Origin of the sequence: Streptomyces sp. Je 1-332 (assembly GCF_040730185.1) — a bacterium.
In the GTDB taxonomy this organism is placed as follows: Bacteria; Actinomycetota; Actinomycetes; order Streptomycetales; family Streptomycetaceae; genus Streptomyces.
Window position 1 is genome coordinate 2,445,194 of record NZ_CP160402.1, and the last position, 21,907, is coordinate 2,467,100.

General features: G+C 69.8%; 21 protein-coding genes and 1 tRNA gene. 9 read left to right on the forward strand and 13 right to left on the reverse strand.

Features of this window, described 5'->3' with window-relative positions:
- Positions 1 to 46: 46 nt before the first annotated feature.
- Positions 47 to 391 carry a hypothetical protein gene (locus tag ABXJ52_RS11350; protein WP_367041503.1) on the reverse strand — a complete coding sequence of 115 codons (345 nt, stop codon included), beginning with the start codon at positions 389 to 391 and terminating at the stop codon, positions 47 to 49.
- A 325-nt stretch (positions 392 to 716) separates the two neighbouring features.
- On the opposite strand from ABXJ52_RS11350, the gene ABXJ52_RS11355 reads away from it, so the two are divergent.
- Both ABXJ52_RS11355 and ABXJ52_RS11360 read left to right on the forward strand, forming a co-directional pair.
- Positions 717 to 1,079 carry a cupin domain-containing protein gene (locus ABXJ52_RS11355; protein ID WP_367041505.1) on the forward strand — a complete coding sequence of 121 codons (363 nt, stop codon included), beginning with the start codon at positions 717 to 719 and terminating at the stop codon, positions 1,077 to 1,079.
- Positions 1,080 to 1,338: 259 nt separating this feature from the next.
- Positions 1,339 to 1,818, forward strand: a complete 480-nt coding sequence (locus tag ABXJ52_RS11360) for a response regulator (RefSeq protein WP_367041507.1) — start codon at positions 1,339 to 1,341, stop codon at positions 1,816 to 1,818.
- 23 nt (positions 1,819 to 1,841) lie between these two features.
- On the opposite strand, the gene ABXJ52_RS11365 is transcribed toward ABXJ52_RS11360, so the two are convergent.
- A tRNA-Val gene (locus ABXJ52_RS11365) sits at positions 1,842 to 1,913 on the reverse strand.
- Between the two features lie 245 nt (positions 1,914 to 2,158).
- Between ABXJ52_RS11365 and ABXJ52_RS11370 the strand changes: the two genes are divergently transcribed.
- The 4 genes from ABXJ52_RS11370 (at position 2,159) to ABXJ52_RS11385 (ending at position 5,982) form a co-directional block, all read left to right on the forward strand.
- Positions 2,159 to 3,628, forward strand: a complete 1,470-nt coding sequence (locus ABXJ52_RS11370) for a hypothetical protein (RefSeq protein WP_367041509.1) — start codon at positions 2,159 to 2,161, stop codon at positions 3,626 to 3,628.
- An 87-nt stretch (positions 3,629 to 3,715) separates the two neighbouring features.
- On the forward strand, positions 3,716 to 4,306 hold the full coding sequence (locus ABXJ52_RS11375) for a DUF4383 domain-containing protein (RefSeq protein WP_367041511.1): 591 nt from the start codon (positions 3,716 to 3,718) through the stop codon (positions 4,304 to 4,306).
- Between the two features lie 36 nt (positions 4,307 to 4,342).
- The gene (locus tag ABXJ52_RS11380) at positions 4,343 to 4,999 is read left to right on the forward strand and encodes a bifunctional 4-hydroxy-2-oxoglutarate aldolase/2-dehydro-3-deoxy-phosphogluconate aldolase (RefSeq protein ID WP_367041513.1); all 657 of its coding nucleotides are present in this window, start codon (positions 4,343 to 4,345) and stop codon (positions 4,997 to 4,999) included.
- Complete coding sequence (locus tag ABXJ52_RS11385) at positions 4,996 to 5,982, forward strand: sugar kinase (protein WP_367041514.1); 987 nt, start codon at positions 4,996 to 4,998, stop codon at positions 5,980 to 5,982. Before ABXJ52_RS11380 ends, ABXJ52_RS11385 begins: the two co-directional genes overlap by 4 nt.
- A gap of 492 nt (positions 5,983 to 6,474) precedes the next feature.
- Here ABXJ52_RS11385 and ABXJ52_RS11390 read toward each other — a convergent pair whose 3' ends face one another.
- The 4 genes from ABXJ52_RS11390 to ABXJ52_RS11405 all read right to left on the reverse strand — a co-directional run bounded on the left by ABXJ52_RS11390 (position 6,475) and on the right by ABXJ52_RS11405 (position 11,297).
- Positions 6,475 to 6,693: a zinc ribbon domain-containing protein gene (locus ABXJ52_RS11390; protein ID WP_367041515.1), complete on the reverse strand. Its 219-nt coding sequence runs from the start codon at positions 6,691 to 6,693 to the stop codon at positions 6,475 to 6,477.
- A 34-nt stretch (positions 6,694 to 6,727) separates the two neighbouring features.
- The gene (locus ABXJ52_RS11395) at positions 6,728 to 7,531 is read right to left on the reverse strand and encodes an HAD family hydrolase (RefSeq protein ID WP_367041517.1); all 804 of its coding nucleotides are present in this window, start codon (positions 7,529 to 7,531) and stop codon (positions 6,728 to 6,730) included.
- 17 nt (positions 7,532 to 7,548) lie between these two features.
- Positions 7,549 to 10,068 carry a phosphoribosyltransferase gene (locus ABXJ52_RS11400; protein ID WP_367041519.1) on the reverse strand — a complete coding sequence of 840 codons (2,520 nt, stop codon included), beginning with the start codon at positions 10,066 to 10,068 and terminating at the stop codon, positions 7,549 to 7,551.
- A 62-nt stretch (positions 10,069 to 10,130) separates the two neighbouring features.
- Entirely contained in the window at positions 10,131 to 11,297 is a 1,167-nt protein-coding gene (locus ABXJ52_RS11405; RefSeq protein WP_367041521.1) for an HpcH/HpaI aldolase/citrate lyase family protein, read from the reverse strand.
- Positions 11,298 to 11,478: 181 nt separating this feature from the next.
- Here ABXJ52_RS11405 and ABXJ52_RS11410 point away from each other — a divergent pair, with 181 nt between their 5' ends.
- On the forward strand, positions 11,479 to 12,402 hold the full coding sequence (locus tag ABXJ52_RS11410; protein WP_367041523.1) for a TerD family protein: 924 nt from the start codon (positions 11,479 to 11,481) through the stop codon (positions 12,400 to 12,402).
- Positions 12,403 to 12,530: 128 nt separating this feature from the next.
- Here ABXJ52_RS11410 and ABXJ52_RS11415 read toward each other — a convergent pair whose 3' ends face one another.
- The 6 genes from ABXJ52_RS11415 to ABXJ52_RS11440 all read right to left on the reverse strand — a co-directional run bounded on the left by ABXJ52_RS11415 (position 12,531) and on the right by ABXJ52_RS11440 (position 17,251).
- A complete protein-coding gene (locus ABXJ52_RS11415; RefSeq protein WP_367041524.1) occupies positions 12,531 to 13,274 on the reverse strand; it encodes a Tellurium resistance in 744 nt (247 codons plus the stop codon).
- A 223-nt stretch (positions 13,275 to 13,497) separates the two neighbouring features.
- On the reverse strand, positions 13,498 to 14,649 hold the full coding sequence (locus ABXJ52_RS11420) for a DUF475 domain-containing protein (RefSeq protein WP_367041526.1): 1,152 nt from the start codon (positions 14,647 to 14,649) through the stop codon (positions 13,498 to 13,500).
- A 64-nt stretch (positions 14,650 to 14,713) separates the two neighbouring features.
- On the reverse strand, positions 14,714 to 15,289 hold the full coding sequence (locus tag ABXJ52_RS11425; RefSeq protein WP_249593058.1) for a TerD family protein: 576 nt from the start codon (positions 15,287 to 15,289) through the stop codon (positions 14,714 to 14,716).
- A 147-nt stretch (positions 15,290 to 15,436) separates the two neighbouring features.
- Complete coding sequence (locus ABXJ52_RS11430) at positions 15,437 to 16,012, reverse strand: TerD family protein (RefSeq protein ID WP_367041528.1); 576 nt, start codon at positions 16,010 to 16,012, stop codon at positions 15,437 to 15,439.
- A gap of 138 nt (positions 16,013 to 16,150) precedes the next feature.
- On the reverse strand, positions 16,151 to 16,618 hold the full coding sequence (locus tag ABXJ52_RS11435) for a peroxiredoxin (RefSeq protein ID WP_367041530.1): 468 nt from the start codon (positions 16,616 to 16,618) through the stop codon (positions 16,151 to 16,153).
- Between the two features lie 195 nt (positions 16,619 to 16,813).
- Positions 16,814 to 17,251, reverse strand: a complete 438-nt coding sequence (locus ABXJ52_RS11440; RefSeq protein WP_361189495.1) for a DUF3052 domain-containing protein — start codon at positions 17,249 to 17,251, stop codon at positions 16,814 to 16,816.
- A gap of 423 nt (positions 17,252 to 17,674) precedes the next feature.
- Here ABXJ52_RS11440 and aceE point away from each other — a divergent pair, with 423 nt between their 5' ends.
- A complete protein-coding gene (aceE, locus tag ABXJ52_RS11445) occupies positions 17,675 to 20,407 on the forward strand; it encodes a pyruvate dehydrogenase (acetyl-transferring), homodimeric type (protein ID WP_367041532.1) in 2,733 nt (910 codons plus the stop codon).
- Between the two features lie 155 nt (positions 20,408 to 20,562).
- Positions 20,563 to 21,402, forward strand: a complete 840-nt coding sequence (locus tag ABXJ52_RS11450; protein ID WP_367041534.1) for a potassium channel family protein — start codon at positions 20,563 to 20,565, stop codon at positions 21,400 to 21,402.
- On the opposite strand, the gene ABXJ52_RS11455 is transcribed toward ABXJ52_RS11450, so the two are convergent.
- On the reverse strand, positions 21,383 to 21,799 hold the full coding sequence (locus ABXJ52_RS11455) for a peptidase inhibitor family I36 protein (RefSeq protein WP_367048984.1): 417 nt from the start codon (positions 21,797 to 21,799) through the stop codon (positions 21,383 to 21,385). The genes ABXJ52_RS11450 and ABXJ52_RS11455 overlap by 20 nt on opposite strands.
- Positions 21,800 to 21,907: the final 108 nt, after the last annotated feature.

Consider the following 21,907-nt stretch of genomic DNA (forward strand, 5'->3'; position numbering starts at 1 on the left):
GCCGTACCAACGGCAGTCCCCGTAGGGGCACTTCGCCGGGTCGGCCTCAGCCGACCGGCGCCCCGGCGGGCAGCCCACCGAGCATCGAGACCGCTCCGAGCGCCGCGTCGCCGGCCTTGGTCGTGACGGCGCCGGGGTTGTTCGCGGTCAGCTCTCCGGTGGTCGGGTCCACTGCGGCCTCGCCGAGGAGGTCCTGCACGTCCTGCGTGGTCCTGGTGGCGGAGTCGAGGACCCGCGTCACGCCGTCGGCGGACGGCTGAGCCTGCGGCTGGGGCTGAGGCTGGGGCGCGGCGATCGCGGGGGCAACGGCACCCAGCGCGAGCCCGACACCGGCGACTCCGACGGCACTGGCGACACTGGCGACACCAGCAGCGGCCTTGGAGATCTTCACGAGGTGTATCCCTTCCGGCAGGGCCCAACGGCAGCACGACGGTCGCCCGCCCGAAGCATCCGCACAGGACACTCGCACAGGCCTTGCCACTGCCTCCAACTCACCCGAGATCCCCGAAGTTCTGGACGACCACCCGATCGATTTCACTGCCGCGGTCCACGGGTCGGGCCGCGTACCGGCCGGGATTCCCCCAGGTGGCGGCCCCCGCTTGACAGGCAGACGATGGAGTGAAGGGGTCGGCTGGTGATGACGTCGGCCGTGGACCCCGCGGCGGCGACAACTGACTCCGAGATCGCGGGCGTGAGCCCGAACGGAGGAAGTTGTCATGATCGAGGTCAAGGCGGTCGAAAAGCCGGACGAGCGTCGCGATTTCCCACGCGGCCACCTCGAAGTCGTCCATCTCACAGGGCTGGACTTCGCCGTGGGCACCTTCGAGCCCGGCTGGCGCTGGACCGAGTCCGTGGCCCCGCTCGCGGGCACCGACACCTGCCAGATCCACCACAACGCCTATGTCGTCGCGGGGCGGATGCACCTCCTGATGGACGACGGAGGCGAGGCCGAAGTCGGCCCGGGCGATGTCTTCGTATGCCCGCCCGGCCATGACGCGTGGGTCGTCGGCGACGAACAGGTCCTGCTGTACGACTTCGCGGGAGGCATGGCGCAGGAGTACGCCAAGGCGCGGGAGTAGCCGTAGCGCGCCGTGACGCCTTCACGAGCGCGGTGACGCTTTCACGTGATCACGCTGAACACCACCCGAGCCCCCGGCACACCGGCCCCGCACCCGATCAGGTGCGGGGCTTCTGCTCTGTAGCTGACGGTGCTACTGCTACCTCCGGTGCTGCGGTCATGAACCAGGGCGGCAACCCGGACAGCAACCAGAGGTGAGAGACGGATTCTCCAACTCGACTTCGGCTTACCGTAGTTACTGAGAAAGGGGGCTCAGGTCCATGCCGACTACATCCGTGATCCTCGTAGTCGATGACCACAAGGACACCCTGTTCGCGCTGGAGAGCGCACTGGCCCCTCTCGGCTACCCGCTGGTGAGCGCGACCAACGGCGACGACGCCCTCAGAGTGGTCCTGCGCGGGGACGTCGGGCTCATCCTGCTCGACGTGCGCATGCCCGGCGTGAGCGGCCTCGACGTCGTGCGCTACGTACGCCGTCTCGACCAGACACGCGCCATACCCATCATCCTGCTGACCGGCTTCGACGTCAGCCGCGAGATCGCCGCCGCGGCCTTCCTGCTCGGAGTGGCCGACGTAGCCCTCAAGCCCATCGACCCACTGACCCTGCGCACCAAGGTCCGCTACCTCTTCGACACCTACGCGCAACTGAAGTCGCTGCAACAGGAGATCGACGACCTGCGGGCCCAGGTGAAGGACAGCGCCCGGGAGAAGGACAGCTACGCCGAAGACCCCCAGCCGTGATCGACTGGGGGTCTTCGTCCGGGTGGGCGCGGACGGTTTCGAACCGCCGACATCTGCCTTGTAAGGGCAGCGCTCTACCGCTGAGCTACGCGCCCGGGATGTTTCGACAGCCTACCTTGCCGGTGGCCCCGGGTCGCAAACCCGTATGAGGGTGGGCCCGGGAGGGGCAGCGTGGATGTTTCCGCTCCCCGTGGCGGTGGTAGTCCGCACCTCGTGTCCGCCCGCAGCGAAGACGGCGAAGTCGCGGTGCGCAGCGCGAACTAACCGACCCGTGTGTTCGTCATTAACGGTGGGAGAATGTGACACCGGGCAAGGCGGATGACAGCACGGGAGAGGGATAGTGACGGCGACACCTTCGCAGCCGTACACACCGGACACGTCGAGCAGATCGAGTGCCTCAGCAGTGCCGGACGGGGATGTACGTCGCTGCGGGAGCGTGCGGCCGCGTTCCCGCCCGCACGGCCTCCGAGATAGCCGCGGCCCGCTCCGGCCCCTCCGCGACGCCCTGGCGCTCGCCCTCCTGCCCCTCCCCCTCATCGCTCTCGCCCTGCCCGCCGCCTTCGCCGGCGGCGGCACCCGGCGGTGGTTCGGCGGGCGCGGGGAGAGCGTGCGGGCCGACGCCCAGGCCGCCAAGGACGCTGCGGCCGCCGCCTTCTACGAGCTGGACACCGCCCAGCGGGATCTGCGGATCTCCATCGAGACGATCATCGCCGTGGACTCCACGCCCGCCGCGCAGCGTGCCGTCTCCGACTTCGAGGCCATCGGGCGGCGGATCGACGAGGTCAGCCACCAGTACATCAGCGCGGTGGACGCGCACGACCTCGACCGTGACGATCTCGAAGCCTCCGTCGCCGCCCGCGCGAGGACCGAGCTCACCGAGGCCAAGGGTGAGCTGGACAAGGCCAAGCAGGACCTGGACCGCTTCCAGCAGGGGCTCGGCCCGCTGCTCGACAAGGCGGAGACGCAGCTCGCCCGGCTCGCCCCCGCCGTCGAGCGGGCCCGGCAGAGCCTCCTCGCCGCCAGCAACGCCCTCGATGCCGTACGGGGGGCGGGGCTCAAGGCCGATGATCTGGCCGTCCGCCTCGCCGCCCTCGGGCCCGAGCTGACCAAGCTCAACCAAGGCGCCGGCCAGCACGGCGTGCCGGAGACGCTGCAGCGCGCCGACCGCGTCCTGCGGGACGCCGAAGCCGTCAGGACCGAGGCCGACCGGCTGCCCGAGCGGGCCGCGGAGATAGACCGCCGCCTCGTCTCCCTGCGTACGCGCGCGCAGGCGCTCACCACACGCAGCGGCCAGGTCGACCCGGTGCTCAGCGAGCTGCGCCGGCGCTTCACCGCCGCCTGCTGGCAGGACCTGCAGCGCGTGCCGGACCAGGCCGCGGAGAACGTACGCCAGGCCGAGGTCAAGCTGAGGGAGGCCCGGCAGGCGCGCGAGGAGCAGCGCTGGCCCGACGCCACATCGCTGCTCTCGACGGTCCGCGCCCTGCTGAACGCGACGGACGAGGCCGTCTCGGCCGCCGGCGACCGGCTGCAGCGGCTGAACGCGGTGGCGAAGGACCCCCAGCACGAGATCGAGCGCACCCGCTTCGCCATCCGCGACGCCCAGCGCCTCGCCATGGCGGGGCGCCAGACCCCGGAGCAGCGCCACGCCCGCCCCCTCGACGAGTCCGTGGCCCGCCTGGACCGGGCGGTGGCCTCCCTGGAGGGGCGACACCCGGACTACTGGCACTTCCTGACCGAGACCGAGGCCGTGCGGCAGGCGGTGGCGCGCGTGGTCACACAGATCCGGGAGGAGCGCGGGCAGGGGGCCTAGGGGCGGCCCGCCCCTGGGCCCCCTGCTGGCGGTCCGTACCCCGCGGGCGGATATTGGAGATACGTACGCCGACGTCAGGAGGCGGACATGGCCACGCACGTACTCCACCCAGGGGCGAAGCGGCCCAAGCGGCGCGTCACGCTGAACGAACATTTGCCCGTCGACCACCGCCTCAGCACGGTCTACCGCGTCGGCGCGGGTCTGATGGGGCTCGTCCTGCTCGCGTTCGGCATCCTCGGCCTGATCGACAAGGTTGGCTTCTTCGACACCGGGGGCGACACCGTCGCCGGTCTGAACACCAACGGCGCGCTGAGCGTCCTGTCGATCTGCGTCGGCCTGCTCCTGTTCGCCGGCATGGTGATCGGCGGGAACTTCGCGTCGACACTCAACATGGTCCTGGGGTGCGCCTTCATCCTGAGCGGCTTCGTCAATCTCGCCCTCCTCGACACCGGTTTCAACTTCCTCGCCTTCCGCATCCAGAACGTGCTGTTCAGCTTCGTGGTGGGCGTCCTCCTGATGATCTTCGGGATGTACGGGCGGGTCGGCTCGGCCCTGCCGCACGACAACCCGTACTGGCGGGCACGCCACCCCGAGCAGGTGCGGCACGCCGGGCGCGGGCGTGGCGGCCGCCGCGTCGAGCCCAGGTCCAAGGTGCCGGGCACCGACACCCGGCCCTGAGCAGGCACGCTGAATCCCCTGTGCGAGCCTTGGGGCATGTCGGACCTCACCACTGCCTTCAGTTCAGCCCTGCGGACCCGGCGTCTGCTCGCCATCGTGCGCGGCACCGACGCGGAGGCCTCCTTCCGGACGGTCATGACGCTCGTCGAGTCCGGTGTGCCGCTCGTCGAGGTCTCCCTCAGCGGCGCCGACGCCCTGGGCGTCCTGCGTCGGGCACGCGCCGAGCTGGGCGGCGAGGCCTGGCTGGGCGCGGGCACGGTCCTCACCACTGACGACGCGCGCCGCGCCGCGGACGCGGGGGCGAACCTCATCGTGACGCCCGGACTCGGAGCCGGGGTCGACGAGGCACTGCGGCGTGAACTGCCCGTCGCCGCCGGGGTGTTGACCCCCACCGACGTCATCGCTGCTGACGCCGCCGGTGCCACCGCGCTGAAGATCTTCCCCGCTTCGGCGATGGGCGGCCCCGCGTATCTCAAGGCCCTGCGAGCCCCCTTCCCGGACCTGCCCTTCGTACCGGTGGGCGGCGTGGACGCGGCCGCCGCCGAGGAGTACCTGGCGCTCGGCGCGGTCGCGGTCGGCGTCGGCTCCCCGCTCATCGGGGACGCGGCGGACGGCGGAGACCTGGAGGCGCTGCGCAAGCGCGCGGCGCGGTTCGTGGCGGTCACCCGGGCAGCGGCGGGGGCGGACCGATGAGCGGCACCACACCTCCCCGCGGCGCCACCGACGTCCTCACCCTGGGCGAGACCATGGTCGCCCTGCGCGGCAGCGGTCCGCTCAAGCTGGGCGGTTCGATGGACGTGTCCATCGCGGGCGCCGAGTCGAACGTGGCCATCGGGCTCGCGCGCCTCGGCCACGCGACGCGGTGGGCCGGCGCGGTCGGTGACGACGAGGCGGGCGAGCTCGTACTGCGCACGCTGCGGGCCGAGGGTGTCGACGTCTCCGGCGCGACCCGCGACCTGGACGCGCCCACGGGGCTCATCCTCTTCGAACCGCGGCTGCCCGAAGTGACCCGCGTGCACTACTACCGCGCGGGCTCCGCCGGTTCACGCCTCACGGCGGCCGCGGTCGAGGGCGCGTTCACGGCTCCTGGCCCGCCCCGCGTCCTGCATCTCACCGGCATCACCCCGGCCCTCGGCGCGTCCGCCCTGGCCGCCTGCCGGCGCGCCCTCGAACTGGCCCGTGAGCACGACACGACGGTCTGCCTCGACGTCAACTTCCGCTCGCGGCTGTGGAGCGACGAGGAATCCGCCGCGGTGATGCGTTCGTGGATCCCGTACGTCGATGTCCTCATCGCGTCGGACGACGAACTGCCGCTGTGCGTACCGGAGACGACGGCCACCGGTGAAGCCCACGCCCTGGCCAAGGCGCTCCTCGCGCAGGGCGTGCGCGAGGTCGTGGTCAAGCTCGGCGCCGACGGGGCCACCGCGTACACCGCCGAGGGCGAGCTGTACGCACCGGCGCGTCCGGTGCGGGCCGTGGACGCGGTGGGCGCGGGGGACGCGTTCGTCGCCGGGTATCTGTCGGCGCTGCTCGACGGCGACGACGTGACGGGCCGCCTCGACCGCGCGGTGACCACGGGCGCCTTCGCCGTGGCATCACACGGGGACTGGGAGGGGGCACCGACACGGGCGGAGCTCGGGCTGCTGGGGGCGGGGCCGGGGACGGTGGTGCGGTAGCCGTCGGCTGGGGCGGCGGGCCAGCTGGGCATCTCAGAAGCCGCCGGGACGCGGGTCGGCTGGGCATCATCAGGAGCCGCCGGGACGCTGGCCCGCAGGGGCACCCTCCAGAGCCGCGGGGCCGTCGCCCACTGGGCGCCTGCAGGAGCCGACCGGCCCGCCGTCCGACTGGGCCACGTTCAGAGGAGCCGGCCCGCAGCCCGCAGGGCATCTTCCAGAGCCGACCAGGACGTCGACTCGCAGAGCACCTTCCAGAGCCGACTGCCCGTCGGTCCGCCGGGCGCCTTCCAGAGCAGCCTGGCCCGCGGGCCAGGCTGGGCCCGTCCAGGGGGCGACCGGCCCGCAGGTCCCCTACGGAGCCGACTAACCCGCCGGTCCGCCGGGCGCCTTCCAGAGCAGCCCGGCCCGCGCGGGCCCGCTGGACCAGCCCAGGGGCGAGCGCGGCCCGCTGGCCCGCAGGGCACCTCCCAGAGCCGCCCGGACCGCCGGTGGCTAGCCGCAGCAGCCCCCGCCACAGCAGCCGCCTCCGCCACCGCCTCGCGGGGCCGCGGCAGGCGTCGAGGTCGAGCCTCCGACGGCCACCGTCGACAGCAGCTTCACCGAGTCCTCGTGCCCCGCGGGGCAGGCCGCGGGGGCGGCGGACTCGGCCATCGGGCGGCTCAGCTCAAAGGTGTCGCCGCAGGAACGGCAGCGGTACTCGTATCGGGGCATGGGCCAAGGCTAGCGGCAGCGGACCGGCCGGGGGTCAGGCGTTGGCCGAACCATGGCGAAGGAACTCCCGCAGGATCTCCTCCCCCGCCGCGACCCCCCGCTCCGGCAGCACCGTGAGTCCCGGCGCCGTCCAGCCCGTGTCCGCCAGTTCGCCGTGCCCCGGCCGCCAGGAACGGTCGGCGGCGAGCAGCAGATCGGCGTCGAGGAGCGAGTCACCGGCGGCCAGGATCTCGTCCGCGTCGATACGGCGGGCCACCTCGCGCACCGCCGCACTCTTCGTCAGCGGCTTCGGCACGGCGTAGAGCTTGCGGCCCTGCAACGAGACGGTCCAGCCGCGCCCCTCCGCCCACACGGCGAGTTCCTTGACCCACTCCACCGGCAGCAGGGCGCGCTCGACGACCAGATAGGCGAAGAGGTCCTCGGCCACCCGTTCCTTGAGGAGCCAGGCGGGGTCGGCGGTGCGCACCATGTGAGCGCGGACCTCGTCGAGCGAGGCGCACTCGGCGGCGAGCCGCCGGTCGATGTCCGCCCGCCACGCGGGGTCGGACACCCCGTCGACCAGCAGGTGCCCCCCGTTGGCACAGATCGCGAACCGCGGTGCGGGGCCCGGCAGATGGATACGTCCGTACTGCTCGCGCGTCCGCGTGGTCGTCGGCACGAAGACCGTGCCGCGGCCCGCCTCGTCGAGCAGCCCGGCGGCGGTCTCGGTGACGTACGACAGCGGCTTGCTCTCGTAGACCTCGACGCAGAGCAGGCGCGGCGCTTCGGTGTCGGGCATGGTCAGACCGAGCGCGGCGGAGGAGTAGATGAGGGTGCGGTCGAGGTCACTGGCGACCAACACTGAACGAGAGGTGCTCACTTGGCGGCCACCGCCTTGCCGTCCGTACCGGTGGCTCCGCGCGTGAACTGAGGGTGGATCAGTCCGACGCAGGTGTAGGGGAGTTCGGACACCTCCTCGACCGGAACACCGCGCTGCTCCGCGAGGAGCCGTACGTGATCGAGGTCGGCCCCCGCGCCCTCGCGCGCCAGGATCTTCCAGGGGACGCGCCGCAACAGGACGCGCGTCGTCTCGCCGACGCCCGGCTTGACCAGGTTCACGTCGTGGATCCCGTACTCCTCGCTGATCCGCTCGACGGCGGCCCACCCCTCCCAGGTCGGGGCCCTGTCGGCCGAGAGCAGCTCCTTGACCTGGGCGTCGACGGAGTCGGCCACCTCGTCGAAGCGGGCGGTGACGGCGTCCAGGAAGTCGAGGGACACGTCGCCGTCGGCGAGCTCGCGGTAGAACTTGGCGCCGTGGAAGTCATCGGGCCCGACCAGATCCGCCCGCAGGACGGTACGTGATATCAGGCCGGACACCGTCGAGTTGAGGCAGGCCGAGGGGATGAGGAAGTCCTCGCGGGTGCCGTAGGTACGGACACAGGAGCCGGGGTCGGCGAGCACCGCGATCTCCGGATTGAAGCCGACCGGACCACCGGCCGCCTCGAACTCCCGCACCGCGTCGGCGAGTTCACGCGTGATCGCCCCCTTGCCCGTCCAGCCGTCGACGAAGACGACGTCGGCCGGGTCATGGTGGGCGGCGAGCCAGCGCAGCGCGTTGGCGTCGATACCGCGGCCACGCACGATCGAGACGGCGTAGTGCGGCAGGTCGAGGCCGTGCCGGTGCTGCGCCCAGCGCCGCATCAGCACGCCGACGGGCGTACCCGCACGGGCGAGGGAGACGAGGACCGGACGCGGGGAGCACTCGGCGAGCACGGTCTCGGTGACGGCACCGACGGCCTGCGCGATGCGGGCGGCGGAGGTGCCGAGCGCGGCACGGAACAGCTCTTGGTACTGCGGGCTCGGCTGGTACTCGACCGGCAGCGACTCGGCGTAGTGCGCGCCACCGCTCTGTATCGCCTCCTCGCGCTCCTCGGTGGGCGCCTCGAGCGTCACGTCCGAGAGGTCCTGGAGCAGCCAGCCGACGTCTTCGGCCGGGTACGAGGAGAAGTCGGGGCCGCGGAGAGGCTCGGGCAGCATGGAGGGCCTTTCGGGGACGTACTCAGAGGCTTGCTGGGGGACGTACGAGGGCACGACGGCGAGCAGCACCTGCGGTGCGTGCGCGGCGAGCTGCGCCAACAGGCCGTCGGGGGCGTGGAGTTCGGGGCGGTCGGCCACGGAGTCGACCACAAGGACGATCGCGTCGAAGCCCCCGCCGGCGACGTTGTACGCGTACCGCTCGCCGGGTCCGTCGGCGGGGTCGTCGTGCGCGGGGAAGACGAGGCGGCTGCGGATGGCGTAGCCGGGGTCGTCGACGGCCAGGACGGGCGATCGCGTGGTGGTCGAGTACCGCACCTCCACGGCACCACCGGACAACCGCTCCTCCAACGCCACGCCGAGAGCCAGCGGCGCGTACATCAACTCCTCGAAGCCGAGGACGAGGACGCGGGTGGCGGGAGTTGCTTCCGAGGCCGACTGCGGGACGGCATTCGGCGCGCCCCCCAGAGCCACCGCTTCCGCGAGCCGGTTCGCCATCCCCGGGAGCGCCGCATCGAGGGACGCCCTGTGCTCGGGGGTGAAGCCGTGGCGGCCGCCGTCCGGTACCGCGGCGGGCCAGGCGAGGTCGACCCGGGTGACCGAACCGGCCTCGCGGCGCGGGGCGGGGAGCGCCGAAGCCTCGTACTCCTCGACCAGCGCCTGCCCCCTCTCCAGGACCCCCTCCGGCAGGCTCACCGTGCCGGACGCCATCGCGATCAGGTCGACCCGCGCGCCGATCTCCCGGGCGAAGTCGGTCAGGCGGCCCTGGTCCTCGGGGGAACGCATGTCGACGAGCGCCACGATGACGTACCGCTCGCGCGGGTACAGCTCGTGCAGGGCGCGAATGGTGTTGAGGACCGTGTTGCCGGTGGAGAACTCGTCGTCCACGAGCACCAGCGGACCGTCCCTGGTGAGCAGCCGGGGGTCCTCGGGCAGCAGCAGGTGCGAGGTCGCGTGGGAGTGGGACTCCTCGAAGCCGCCCGCCCTGCGCACCCCGTCGACCGGGCGGCGCGTGGAGTGGAGGTAGGGCGCGAGGCCGATGCCGTCCGCGACGCAGTGGCCGAGGCCGGTCGCCGTCTCCGCGTACCCGAGCACGACCGCGCGCCCGGCCTCCGCCTCGCCCAGGAGGGCGCGCACCCGCACACCGAGGTCGCGCCCGGCCGCGTACACGACGGAAGGGAGCTGCGGCACATGCTTGCCGAGGACGTTCGACACCAAGAGATGCGCCCGCTTCGGATTGCGGCGCAGGGCGAGGCCGAGCAGGCCGCTCAGCCCCGCGTCCCCGGCCAACTCCACACCGAGCCGCTCGGCGACCCACGTCCCTGACCACACCGTCGCCGGCTCCACCACGTCGTCGTTCACAGTCCTCGCACAGTCCTTACGTTCGGAAAAAGGGGGCCCGGGCGCTCAGGCGGCCCGGGTGCTCAGCCGGAGAGCCCGGCGGTGAGCAGTTCCACGAAGCCGATGTCCTCGCGTGCGACGCCGAAGACCTCGGCGCGCTGGAGGGTCCTCTCGGCCCAGGCGCGGTGCGGCTTCACTTCGTTCATCTTGTTCGTGTACGCCGAGCGCATGACCCCGCCGCCGTCCCGCTCCGGGCGCAGGATGTCCTCGGCGTCGCTGAACTCCTCGTGGCTGACGACCGAGAGCGCGTGCACGGGCAGCACGTGCGAGGGGTGGATGCAGGTCTTGCCGAGCAGGCCGTTGGCCCGGTCGAGCTCGATCTCGCGCAGCAGCCCGTCGATGTCGTGCTCGATGAGCGCCTGCCGCAGCTCCTCGGCCCGGCCCTCGAGGAAGGGGCTGCGGCGCAGCTGCGGCTTGAACATCCTCTCCTGGGCGCGGAAGTACTCCCACACAGGGCCTGTCACGGTGAAGCCGGTGCCGTCGGCCCTGCCGAGGCGGTTCACCACGTCGGCGATGACGGAGGCCACGATGTGCACGTCGTACGCGGTCATGTGCGGCGGCCTGCGCAGTCCGTACGCCGAGCAGAAGTCGGTGACGCCGAGCCGCAGCGCGAGCACCCGCTCGCGGTACTTGTCGACGGTGCGGGCGATCCCGGCGAGGGTCTCCGAGCGGCTCTCCAGGTGCAGCAGTTCCGGCGATTCGAGGACCGGCATCGCGAAGAGCCTGCGGCCGCTCGCGGCTTCCGCCACGGCGAGCGACTCCAGGAAGGCGACGCCGCGCTCCTCGGTGAACTTGGGCAGCACGAATCCGGAAAGCAGCCGGATCCCGGCGCCGAGTCGCTCCGTCAGGTCGGCTATCTGTTCGGGCGTCCGGACCCGTATGAAGAGAAGCGGAGGCTCCGCGCCGTCCCGCCCGGCCAGGTCGGCGAACTGCCTGACCAGGTTCTCCTCAGCGCCGACGACTTCCGCGTCGTCGATCGAGTCCTCTAGGCAGAGCACCATCGAGATCACGCCATGCCCTGCCTGTTTGAGGATGTCGTCGGCGAGGCGGGGGCGCGTGGCAGGGCTGTAGAGCGTGGCTCCCAGGGCGGCGGCGAGCAGGCGCGGGGAGGAGTCCGCGGTGAAGGCGCACGGCTCCCGATGGAAGAGACGCTGTCGCACCTCTGGGGCTATATGCCCGAAATGACGCATGATTTCCCCTGTACTCGTCGGCGCGACCCGACGTGATGTGGCCGGTAATAGTACGTAGGGACGGGTGTCAAGGGTTCCCCACGGGCATGAAATTCAAGTAACTCGGCCATGACAGTCACACAGGCCACACACCGTCACCCCCGCGTTGTCCCGTTCAAACCCGGGAAGGCAGGATGACCGCATGACGCACGCGATGTTGAAGGGGTCGAACGTCCCGCTCGAAGCCACCGCCGTCCGCGCCGTGCTGCGCTGGACCCCTGGTCAGGGCGTCCCGGACGTCGACGCGTCGGCTCTGCTCCTCGGCGCCGACGGCCGCGTGCGGTCCGACGAGGACTTCGTCTTCTACAACCAGCCGCGCCATCCGTCGGGCAAGGTCTGGCGGCTCGGCAAGAAGCGCGTCTCCCAGGGCCTCTCCGAGGGCCTGACCGACACGATCCAGACGGACATGGCGGGCCTCGACCCCGCCGTGCACCGCGTCCTGCTCGTCGCCTCCGCCGAGAACGTCGCCTTCGAGAACGTGCGCGCGCTGCGCATCCTGCTGTACGACGCCGGCGCGGGCGAGGCCGAACCGCTCGCGTACTTCGACATCACCCCGCAGACGGGCGCCGAGACGGCCCTGATCTGCGGCGAGCTCTACCGCCGCGGCGAGGTCTGGAAGTTCCGCGCCCTGGGCGAGGGCTATCTGAACGGCCTGGAGGGTCTCGCCGGCGACTTCGGCATCTCCGTGGACGAGTCGGAGGCGGTGCCCGAGCCGACGACCGAGGCCTCGCTCCCGCAGCCGTACCCCCAGCGGCAGCCGCTGCCCGAGGCTGCCACGCAGGCGCAGGCCCCGGGTCCCGCCCAAGGTCCGAGCCAGACTTCGGCCCCGCAGATCCCCGCCCCGCAGCCCTTCCCCTCCCCGGCCCCGCAGCCCGCGTACGGCTACCCTCCCGAGCCACCGCGCCACCAGCCCGCCCCGCAGCCGTCCTACGGCTACCCGCAGCACCCGCCCGCCCACGCGGCGCCGGTCCCGCAGCCTTCGTACGGCTATCCGCAGCCCGTGGCGCCGATGCCCGACCCGAACTTCCGGCTGCCGCCCCAGGGCCCGCAGTTCCTCGCACGCTGAGGACGCTGAGGACGCGGGGCCGCTCAGCAGACCGAGCGGGGCGGGCGGGGCGAGCGGGAGCGGGCTGGGCGGGCCGAGCGGGCTCAGCACGCCGATTGGGCCGAGCGCAATGAGCGCCCGGGGCCCGTTCAGGCGCCGCCCACCTTCGACTTGTAGCCACGGCCCCACTGCAGCCCCCAGCCGTAGAGACGGTCGAGCTCGGCCTGGAAGCCGTACACGAACTTCACCTCGCGGCGCACGACCATCTCGCCCTTGACGTTCTCCAGCGTGAAGATGGCGCAGGAGCGCGCCTGCGGCTGGCGCTCGTCCAGGTCGATCTCGATCCGCGGGCCGTTGCTGGGGTAGAGCGTCACCTTGGCGTGCGTGCGGTCGAAGGCCGGCGTCTGGTCGTATATGTAGGCGAAGAACAGCAGCCGCTTGATCGACTCACGGTGGTCGAGGTTCACGTAGATCGTCTCGCCCGACGGCGAACCGAAACGGTCGTCGCCGCTGAGCTTCACGTGAGGCGGCGCGTTCAGGTCCCCGAAGAAGCTGCCCAGCGGCTGCACGACGCCCTTGGCGCCGTCCATCGTCTCGTACAGACAGCCGAGGTCGAGGTCCACGTTGACCACGCCCTGGGTGTGCGCCTGCACCACGTCCGGCTGGAACATCTTCAGGGGGTGCCGCAGCAGGCCGGCGCCCTTGGGTTTGCCGATGATGTCGGACGTGCGCATCTGCCAGGAGAGGTTGACCCGGAGGTTGCCGGTGGCCGCGCCCTGTTTGTTGAGCGAGACCGTCGGGTGCCGCTTGGTGAGTTCGATGGAGTTCGTCGCGGCGCTGCCCGACTCGTAGTCCATCGTTCGCCCACGCCACAAACCGTCCCAGAAGGACATCGCCGCCCCCAAAAAAAGTGCCGGAGCCTCATGAGCCCCATGGGCCCTGTGAGTTCCTTACGAATGCGAACGGGGCGGCCAGGAGGACTCGTCCTCGATGGCCGCCCCGTTCAGAAGCGTTCCTCACCCGGCCCCGCGTCACACTCCGGGAACGGATCGGACCCTGGGTCAGACCTGGGCCAGACTTGGGTCAGACCTGGGCCAGACCTGGATCAGGCCTGGGTCAGACGCCGGAAGGCACCTCGGCCTTCTCGTCCGAACCCGAGCCCTTGCCCTTGCCCTCCGCCGCCGCGATGCGCTTGTTGCGGCGCACGGACGAGAAGAAGGACCAGGCGATCAGGACGACGCCGACGAGGCCGGTGATGACCTCGTGGATCTCGTACTGGATGGTGACGAGGAGGATCACGGAGAGGGCGCCGATCGCGTAGTGCGCGCCGTGCTCCAGGTAGACGTAGTCGTCGAGGGTGCCCTGGCGGACCAGGTACACGGTGAGCGACCGGACGTACATCGCGCCGATGCCCAGACCGAGCGCCATCAGGACGATGTCGTTCGTGACGGCGAAGGCGCCGATGACACCGTCGAAGGAGAACGACGCGTCCAGGACCTCGAGGTACAGGAACATGAAGAACGCGGCCTTGCCGGCCATCGCCATGCCGGTGTTCTTACCGGTGCGCTTGGCCTCTTCCTCGGCCTCGTGCTCGCGCTCCTCGTCCTCCTCGAGCTTGTTCTCGAAGAAGCCGGAGAGGCCGCCGACGATCAGATAGGTGATCAGACCGGCGATGCCGGAGATCAGTACCGTCTCCGCCTTGTTGACGTGTGTGCCGCCGTGCTGGTGGGCGTGGACGGCGAAGGTCATCGAGGTGATCAGCAGGACGATCAGCGCGATGCAGGCCGACAGCATGTCGACCTTGCCGAGCTTGGCGAGCGGACGCTCGAGCCAGCCCAGCCACTTGATGTCCCGGTCCTCGAAAATGAAGTCCAGGAAGATCATCAACAGGAACATGCCACCGAAGGCGGCGATCGACGGGTGAGCGTCGGTCACCAGCTGCTTGTACATGTCCTTGTCGGTCATCGCCAGGTCGACGGCCTCGATGGGCCCGATCTTGGCGCTGATGGCCACGATGACGACGGGGAAGACCAGCCGCATGCCGAACACGGCGATGAGGATGCCGATGGTGAGGAAGATCTTCTGCCAGAAGGCACTCATCTTCTTCAGGATTCCGGCGTTGACCACCGCGTTGTCGAAGGACAGCGAGATCTCGAGGATGGACAGGATCGCCACGATCCCGAAACCTGTCCACCCCCCGTAGAACACCGCCGCGACCAGGCCGAGCGCGGTAACCGCGAACGACCAGCCGAAGGTTTTCAGAAGCACTGGCTACCCAATCGTGTGTGTACGGGCTCCCGTTTAGCGGTCTCCCCCGCGCCGGTCCCCTGCTTTACGAAACATTGACCCCGAAGTCTAGAGCGATGCCCCGCAGACCTGACGCGTACCCCTGCCCAACGGCACGGAACTTCCATTCGCCCCCGTAGCGATAGACCTCGCCGAAGATCATCGCGGTCTCCGTGGAGGCGTCCTCGGAGAGGTCGTACCGTGCGAGCTCCTGATGGTCCGCCTGGTTGACGACACGGATGAAAGCGTTGCTGACCTGGCCGAACGCCTGACCGCGATTGTCCGCGTCATGGATCGAGACCGGAAAGACGATCTTGTCGCAGGTGGCGGGAACCTTGGAGAGATCGATCAGGAGCGATTCGTCGTCACCGTCACCCTCACCCGTGAGGTTGTCGCCGGTGTGTTCGACGGAGCCGTCCGGGCTCTTGAGGTTGTTGTAGAAGACGAACCACTCGTCGCCGAGAATCCGGCCCGAGTTGCACATCAGCGCGCTGGCGTCGAGGTCGAAGGGTGCTCCGGTGGTGGAGCGCGCGTCCCAGCCGAGGCCGATCAGGACCTGTGTGAGGTTCGGTGCGGCCTTGGAGAGGGAGACGTTGCCTCCCTTGGCGAGCGTGACGCCCATGATGTGGTCCTCCCCGTGGTTCGAGAGCAAGAGTTTCCCGGTCCCCCATGATTCGGGAGCTGTGCCCGGGAGCAGGAGTTTGAGCACGTCCGGCGCCGCACTCGTGGTGTGCGGCGCCGGACGACAAGGCGGAGGGCGTTACTCGGCTCAGACGTTGACGCCGAAGTCCTGCGCGATGCCGCGCAGGCCCGAGGCATAGCCCTGGCCGACGGCGCGGAACTTCCACTCCGCCCCGTTGCGGTACAGCTCGCCGAAGACCATCGCCGTCTCCGTCGAGGCGTCCTCGGAGAGGTCGTACCGCGCGATCTCCGTGCCGCCGTCCTGGTTCACGACGCGGATGAACGCGTTGCGGACCTGGCCGAACGACTGCTGGCGGGTTTCGGCGTCGTAGATCGAGACCGGGAAGACGATCTTGTCCACGTCGGCCGGAACGGCCGCCAGGTTGACCTTGATTCCCTCGTCGTCGCCCTCGCCCTCACCGGTGGTGTTGTCACCGGTGTGCTCGACGGAGCCGTCCGGGCTCTTCAGGTTGTTGAAGAACACGAAGTTGCCGTCACTGCTGACCTTGCCCTCGGCGTTGGTCAGAATGGCGCTGGCGTCGAGGTCGAAGTCCGTACCGGTGGTGGTACGGACATCCCAGCCCAGGCCGACCAGAACCGCGGTCAGGCCGGGCGCCTCCTTGCTCAGCGATACGTTGCCGCCCTTGCTGAGGCTGACTCCCACAGGTCCTCCCAATTGATGTCCAGGGGCGGGGAGCCCCAGTCGTGCTTGCCATCGGATCAACGAGTGGATCCTAGTGACCGGTTCCCGGCCGCCACAGGCTCTGCACCTGAAGAAACACAGGGTGTCACCCCTGAGGAATCACAGGGTGTCGAGCGCCTTGACATACTCGTCGAGGTCGCGGGCGTCCGGCAGGCCGTTGACAACAGTCCAGCGCACCACGCCCTCCTTGTCGATGATGAAGGTGCCGCGCACCGCGCAGCCCTTGTCCTCATCGAAGACCTCATACGCGCGCGACGCCTCGCCGTGCGGCCAGAAATCGGAGAGCAGCGGGTACTCCAGGCCCTCCTGTTCGGCGAAGACGCGCAGGGTGTGGATGGAGTCGTTCGAGACCGCGAGCAGCTGCGTGTCGTCGTTGACGAACTTCGGCAGTTCGTCGCGCAGCGCGCAGAGTTCCCCCGTGCACACACCAGTGAACGCGAACGGATAGAAGAGCAGCACCACGTTCTTCTCGCCGCGGAAGTCCGACAGCTTCACGGTCCGGCCGTGGTTGTCCTTCAGTTCGAAGTCCGGGGCCTTGGTGCCGATCGCCGTTCCAGCGAGCGCCATGAGTTCGCATCCCTTCGATGGGGCTGTTCGGGTGACGACCACCCTACGCAACGGACGTTTCGTCCGATCACCCCGCAGGGCGGGCGCTTTTGCGGCCCGGCCGCCCTCCGGACATGCGTGAGCCCCCACCGGCATGCGTCGGTGGGGGCTCACGGCGATCGGCTCAGTCGACTTCCTGCTGCCTGAGCGGCAGCTTCACCGCTTCTTGGCTGCCGCCTTCGGCGTGACCAGACGGCTGCCCGTCCAGTCCTTGCCCGCGTTGATGCTCTTGGTCTGAGCGAGGCCGGCCGTCTGTGCTGCTTCGTTGATGTCGCTCGGCTCGACATAGCCGTCACGGCCTGTCTTGGGCGTCATCAGCCAGAGGTCGCCGCCCTCTTCGATCAGCTGGGTGGCGTCCACCAGCGCATCCGTCAGGTCGCCGTCGTCCTCGCGGAACCACAGCACCACGGCGTCAGCAGTGTCGTCGTAGTCCTCGTCGACGAGCTCGCTGCCGATCACCCCTTCAATGGCCTCGCGGAGCTCCTGATCGACATCGTCGTCGTAGCCGATCTCCTGGACCACCTGCTCGGGCTGGAAACCCAGCCTCGCGGCAGGGTTGGTCCGCTCCTCCGCGTGGTCCGCGGTCGCGCTCACGGCTTGCCTCCTGATCATGTTTTCGGGAATGCCTTCACCCACGCGCGTGCGCGGGACATTGGCGGTAGTCCACACGGGCGGACCGGATCGCGCAAGTACCCGGCCGTCAAGACCGCTGAAACGGTGACGTTCCCGGCCGTGTCGCCGCAACTCAAGGCCCACCTGCCAGATCCTTCTCCGCTCGCACTCAGCTCGACTTCGCTCGTACGACACCGATCGGAACTGAGGTCCGAACGGCCTTACGAACCGGCTAGGCGGGATGGGCGTATCGTTGCGATTTGGTCGAGCCTACCCCAGGGCCACCGGGCGGACCCGTCGGTTACCTCTCAGTAGAGATGACGATTGCGTCTACGCGGTACACGATGGGGAACGTCTCACAGCCAGGCAGAACCCAGGCGAAAGCCCCAACAGCGAAGGAACAGCGTGGCTTCCGGATCCGATCGCAACCCGATCATCATTGGCGGCCTGCCGAGTCAGGTCCCGGACTTCGATCCCGAAGAGACCCAGGAGTGGCTCGACTCCCTCGATGCCGCGGTCGATGAACGCGGCCGCGAGCGGGCCCGCTACCTGATGCTCCGGCTTATCGAACGTGCGCGCGAGAAGCGCGTCGCCGTGCCCGAGATGCGCAGCACGGACTACGTCAACACGATCGCCACCAAGGACGAGCCGTTCTTCCCCGGCAACGAGGAGATCGAGCGCAAGGTCCTGAACGCGACCCGCTGGAACGCCGCGGTGATGGTGTCGCGCGCCCAGCGCCCCGGCATCGGGGTGGGCGGCCACATCGCCACCTTCGCGTCCTCCGCATCGCTCTACGACGTGGGCTTCAACCACTTCTTCCGCGGCAAGGACGAGGGCGACGGCGGCGACCAGATCTTCTTCCAGGGGCACGCGTCCCCTGGCATCTACGCCCGCGCGTACCTCCTCGACCGGCTCTCCGAGCAGCAGCTCGACGCGTTCCGCCAGGAGAAGTCGAAGGCCCCGAACGGCCTTTCGTCCTATCCGCACCCGCGTCTGATGCCGGACTTCTGGGAGTTCCCGACCGTCTCGATGGGCCTCGGCCCTCTCGGCGCGATCTTCCAGGCGCGGATGAACCGCTACATGGAGGCGCGCGGCATCGCCGACACCTCCAAGTCGCACGTCTGGGCCTACCTCGGCGACGGCGAGATGGACGAGCCCGAGTCGCTCGGCCAGCTCTCCATCGCCGCCCGCGAGGGCCTGGACAACCTCACCTTCGTCGTCAACTGCAACCTCCAGCGCCTCGACGGCCCGGTGCGTGGCAACGGCAAGATCATCCAGGAGCTGGAGTCCCAGTTCCGCGGCGCCGGCTGGAACGTCATCAAGCTGGTCTGGGACCGCAGCTGGGACCCGCTGCTCGCCCAGGACCGCGACGGCGTCCTGGTCAACCGGCTCAACACCACGCCCGACGGCCAGTTCCAGACGTACGCCACCGAGACCGGCTCGTACATCCGTGAGCACTTCTTCGGCGACGACCACCGCCTGCGCTCCATGGTCGAGAACATGACCGACGAGCAGATCCTGCACCTGGGCCGCGGCGGCCACGACCACAAGAAGGTCTACGCGGCGTACGCGGCCGCCAAGGCCCACAAGGGCCAGCCGACCGTCATCCTGGCGCAGACGGTCAAGGGCTGGACCCTCGGCCCGAACTTCGAGGGCCGCAACGCCACCCACCAGATGAAGAAGCTGACGGTCGACGACCTCAAGGGCTTCCGCGACCGCCTGCACATCCCGATCACGGACAAGCAGCTGGAGGACGGCGCCCCGCCGTACTACCACCCGGGCCGTGACTCGGAAGAGATCCAGTACATGCACGACCGCCGCCAGGGCCTCGGCGGTTACGTACCGACCCGCGTGGTCCGCTCGAAGCCTCTCCCCCTCCCGGAGGAGAAGACGTACGCGGCAGCGAAGAAGGGCTCGGGCCAGCAGTCGATCGCCACCACCATGGCGTTCGTCCGCATCCTGAAGGACCTCATGCGGGACAAGGAGATCGGCAAGCGCTTCGTGCTGATCGCCCCCGACGAGTACCGCACCTTCGGCATGGACGCCTTCTTCCCGAGCGCGAAGATCTACAACCCGCTCGGCCAGCAGTACGAGGCCGTCGACCGCGAGCTGCTCCTCGCCTACAAGGAGTCCCCGACCGGCCAGATGCTGCACGACGGCATCTCCGAGGCCGGCTGCACGGCCTCGCTGATCGCCGCGGGCTCGGCCTACGCCACCCACGGCGAACCGCTGATCCCCGTGTACGTCTTCTACTCGATGTTCGGTTTCCAGCGCACCGGCGACCAGTTCTGGCAGATGGCCGACCAGCTGGCCCGCGGCTTCGTACTCGGCGCCACCGCCGGCCGCACGACGCTGACCGGCGAGGGTCTCCAGCACGCGGACGGCCACTCGCAGCTGCTCGCCTCGACCAACCCGGGCTGCGTCGCCTACGACCCGGCCTTCGGCTACGAGATCGCGCACATCGTCAAGGACGGCCTGCGCCGGATGTACGGCCCAGACAGCGAGGACGTCTTCTACTACCTCACCGTCTACAACGAGCCCATCCAGCACCCGGCCGAGCCCGCCGATGTGGACGTCGAGGGCATCCTCAAGGGCATCTACCGCTTCAAGGCGGGCGAGCAGGGCGCCATCCCGGCGCAGATCCTCGCCTCCGGTGTCGCGGTGCCGTGGGCGGTCGAGGCCCAGCAGATCCTCGCTTCGGAGTGGAACGTCAAGGCGGACGTCTGGTCGGCGACCTCCTGGAACGAACTGCGCCGCGAGGCGGTCGACGTGGAGCGCCACAACCTCCTGCACCCCGAGGAGGAGCAGCGCACCCCGTACGTGACGCAGAAGCTGTCCGGCGCCGAGGGCCCGTTCGTGGCCGTCTCCGACTGGATGCGGAGCGTCCCCGACCAGATCTCCCGCTGGGTCCCCGGCACGTACCAGTCCCTGGGCGCCGACGGCTTCGGCTTCGCGGACACCCGCGGTGCGGCCCGCCGCTTCTTCCACATCGACGCGCAGTCGATCGTGGTCGGCGTGCTCACCGAGCTGGCCCGCGAGGGCAGGCTCGACCGCTCCGTACTGAAGCAGGCCATCGACCGCTACCAGCTCCTGGACGTCACGGCGGCCGACCCGGGCGCCGCTGGGGGCGACGCCTAGCACGTCTAGGACGCCTGGGAATGGCGGTGACCGTGCGGTACTCGTCGGCGTGCAGTACGCGCGGACCCCGTAGCACGTAGAGCGTTCGGAGGGTGGTGGGGCGGTGGCTCCCGCCGCCCTCCGGCGTTTCCTACGATGCGCGCATGGAAGCGCCCATGAAGCATCAACCGGCACAGCTGCGTTGGGAGCGACGCACCCAACGTCCGCTCCTCGTGCTCGCGGTGGCCTTCGCCGTCGCCTACGCCGTGCCCATCGTGGTGCCCGACGCGAGCAAGAGCGTCGGAACCACCTGCACGGTGGTGGAGTGGGTCGTCTGGGCCTCGTTCGCCGCTGACTATCTCGTACGCCTCTACCTCACCGACCACCGCAAGCAGTTCGTCCGCTCGCACTGGTTGGACCTCGGTGCTGTCCTCCTCCCCATGTTGCAGCCGCTGCGGTTGCTGCGGCTCGTGTCGACTCTGCTGCTGGTGGGGCGCCGGGCCCGGATGGCGTCGCAGATTCAGCTGACGACATATGTCGCCGGAGCTGTCGTGGGCCTCCTCATGTTCGGTTCGCTGGCTGTCCTTTCGGTGGAGCGGGAGTCACCGAACGGCAATATCAAGACCCTTGGTGACGCGGTGTGGTGGTCCTTCACCACGATGACCACCGTCGGCTACGGCGATCACGCGCCGACGACCGGGCTCGGCCGCGTGCTCGCGGTCGGCCTGATGCTGTCGGGCATCGCACTGCTGGGTGTGGTGACCGCCAATATCGCGGCCTGGTTCATTTCGCGCTTCGACCGGGACGACGTCGAGGAGCGGCGCCAGACAGCGGCGATCGAGGCGCTGACGGCGGAGGTGCGTGCGTTGCGGGCCCAGGTGACCGCACTGTCGGCCGGGGCGGAGCCGGGGGCGGCTGGTGCCTCTGGTGAGCGGGTGGAGGTGCCGCGGCCGGCGCCGACCGCGGAGACTCCCGATGTGCCCCCGGTGCCTCCGGTCAGTTCTCCCAGACCTTGAACGCCCGTACGCGGTAAGGCGATTCCGGGACCCAGCTGCCACCCCCTGGGTAGGTGTCGAACTCGCCGGTCTCGGCACACTCCGCGGATTGGTACGTGGTGACCGGCCGGCCCGTGCGGTTGGCGAGAGCTTGAGCGCTGCCCCCCTCCGGCAGCGCTACACAGCTCTCGATGTCGATTTCGGACAGCTCATACGTCTGTCGGGCGCCTTTGAACTCCGCCTTTCCCCATAGGCAGAGCTCCCCCGGCCCGCAACCGGCGAGCCTGGGCGGGGCTGCGGCCCCGGCGTGCTTCGCGGGTGTCGTGAGATCGGCCTTGGTGACCGGTGCCGTGGCACCGGCCTGTGTGGGGGCGAGGATCATCGTGGCGAGTGTGGCCGCGGCGAAGGTCGTGGGCATGCTCATGCGCATCTGCTTCAACTCCCGTGTCGTGTGGATCACTTGCCAGAACTGTGACCCACTCGCCAGCTCCATCGGAAGGGGTACGGATGTGCGTCACCCAGATAG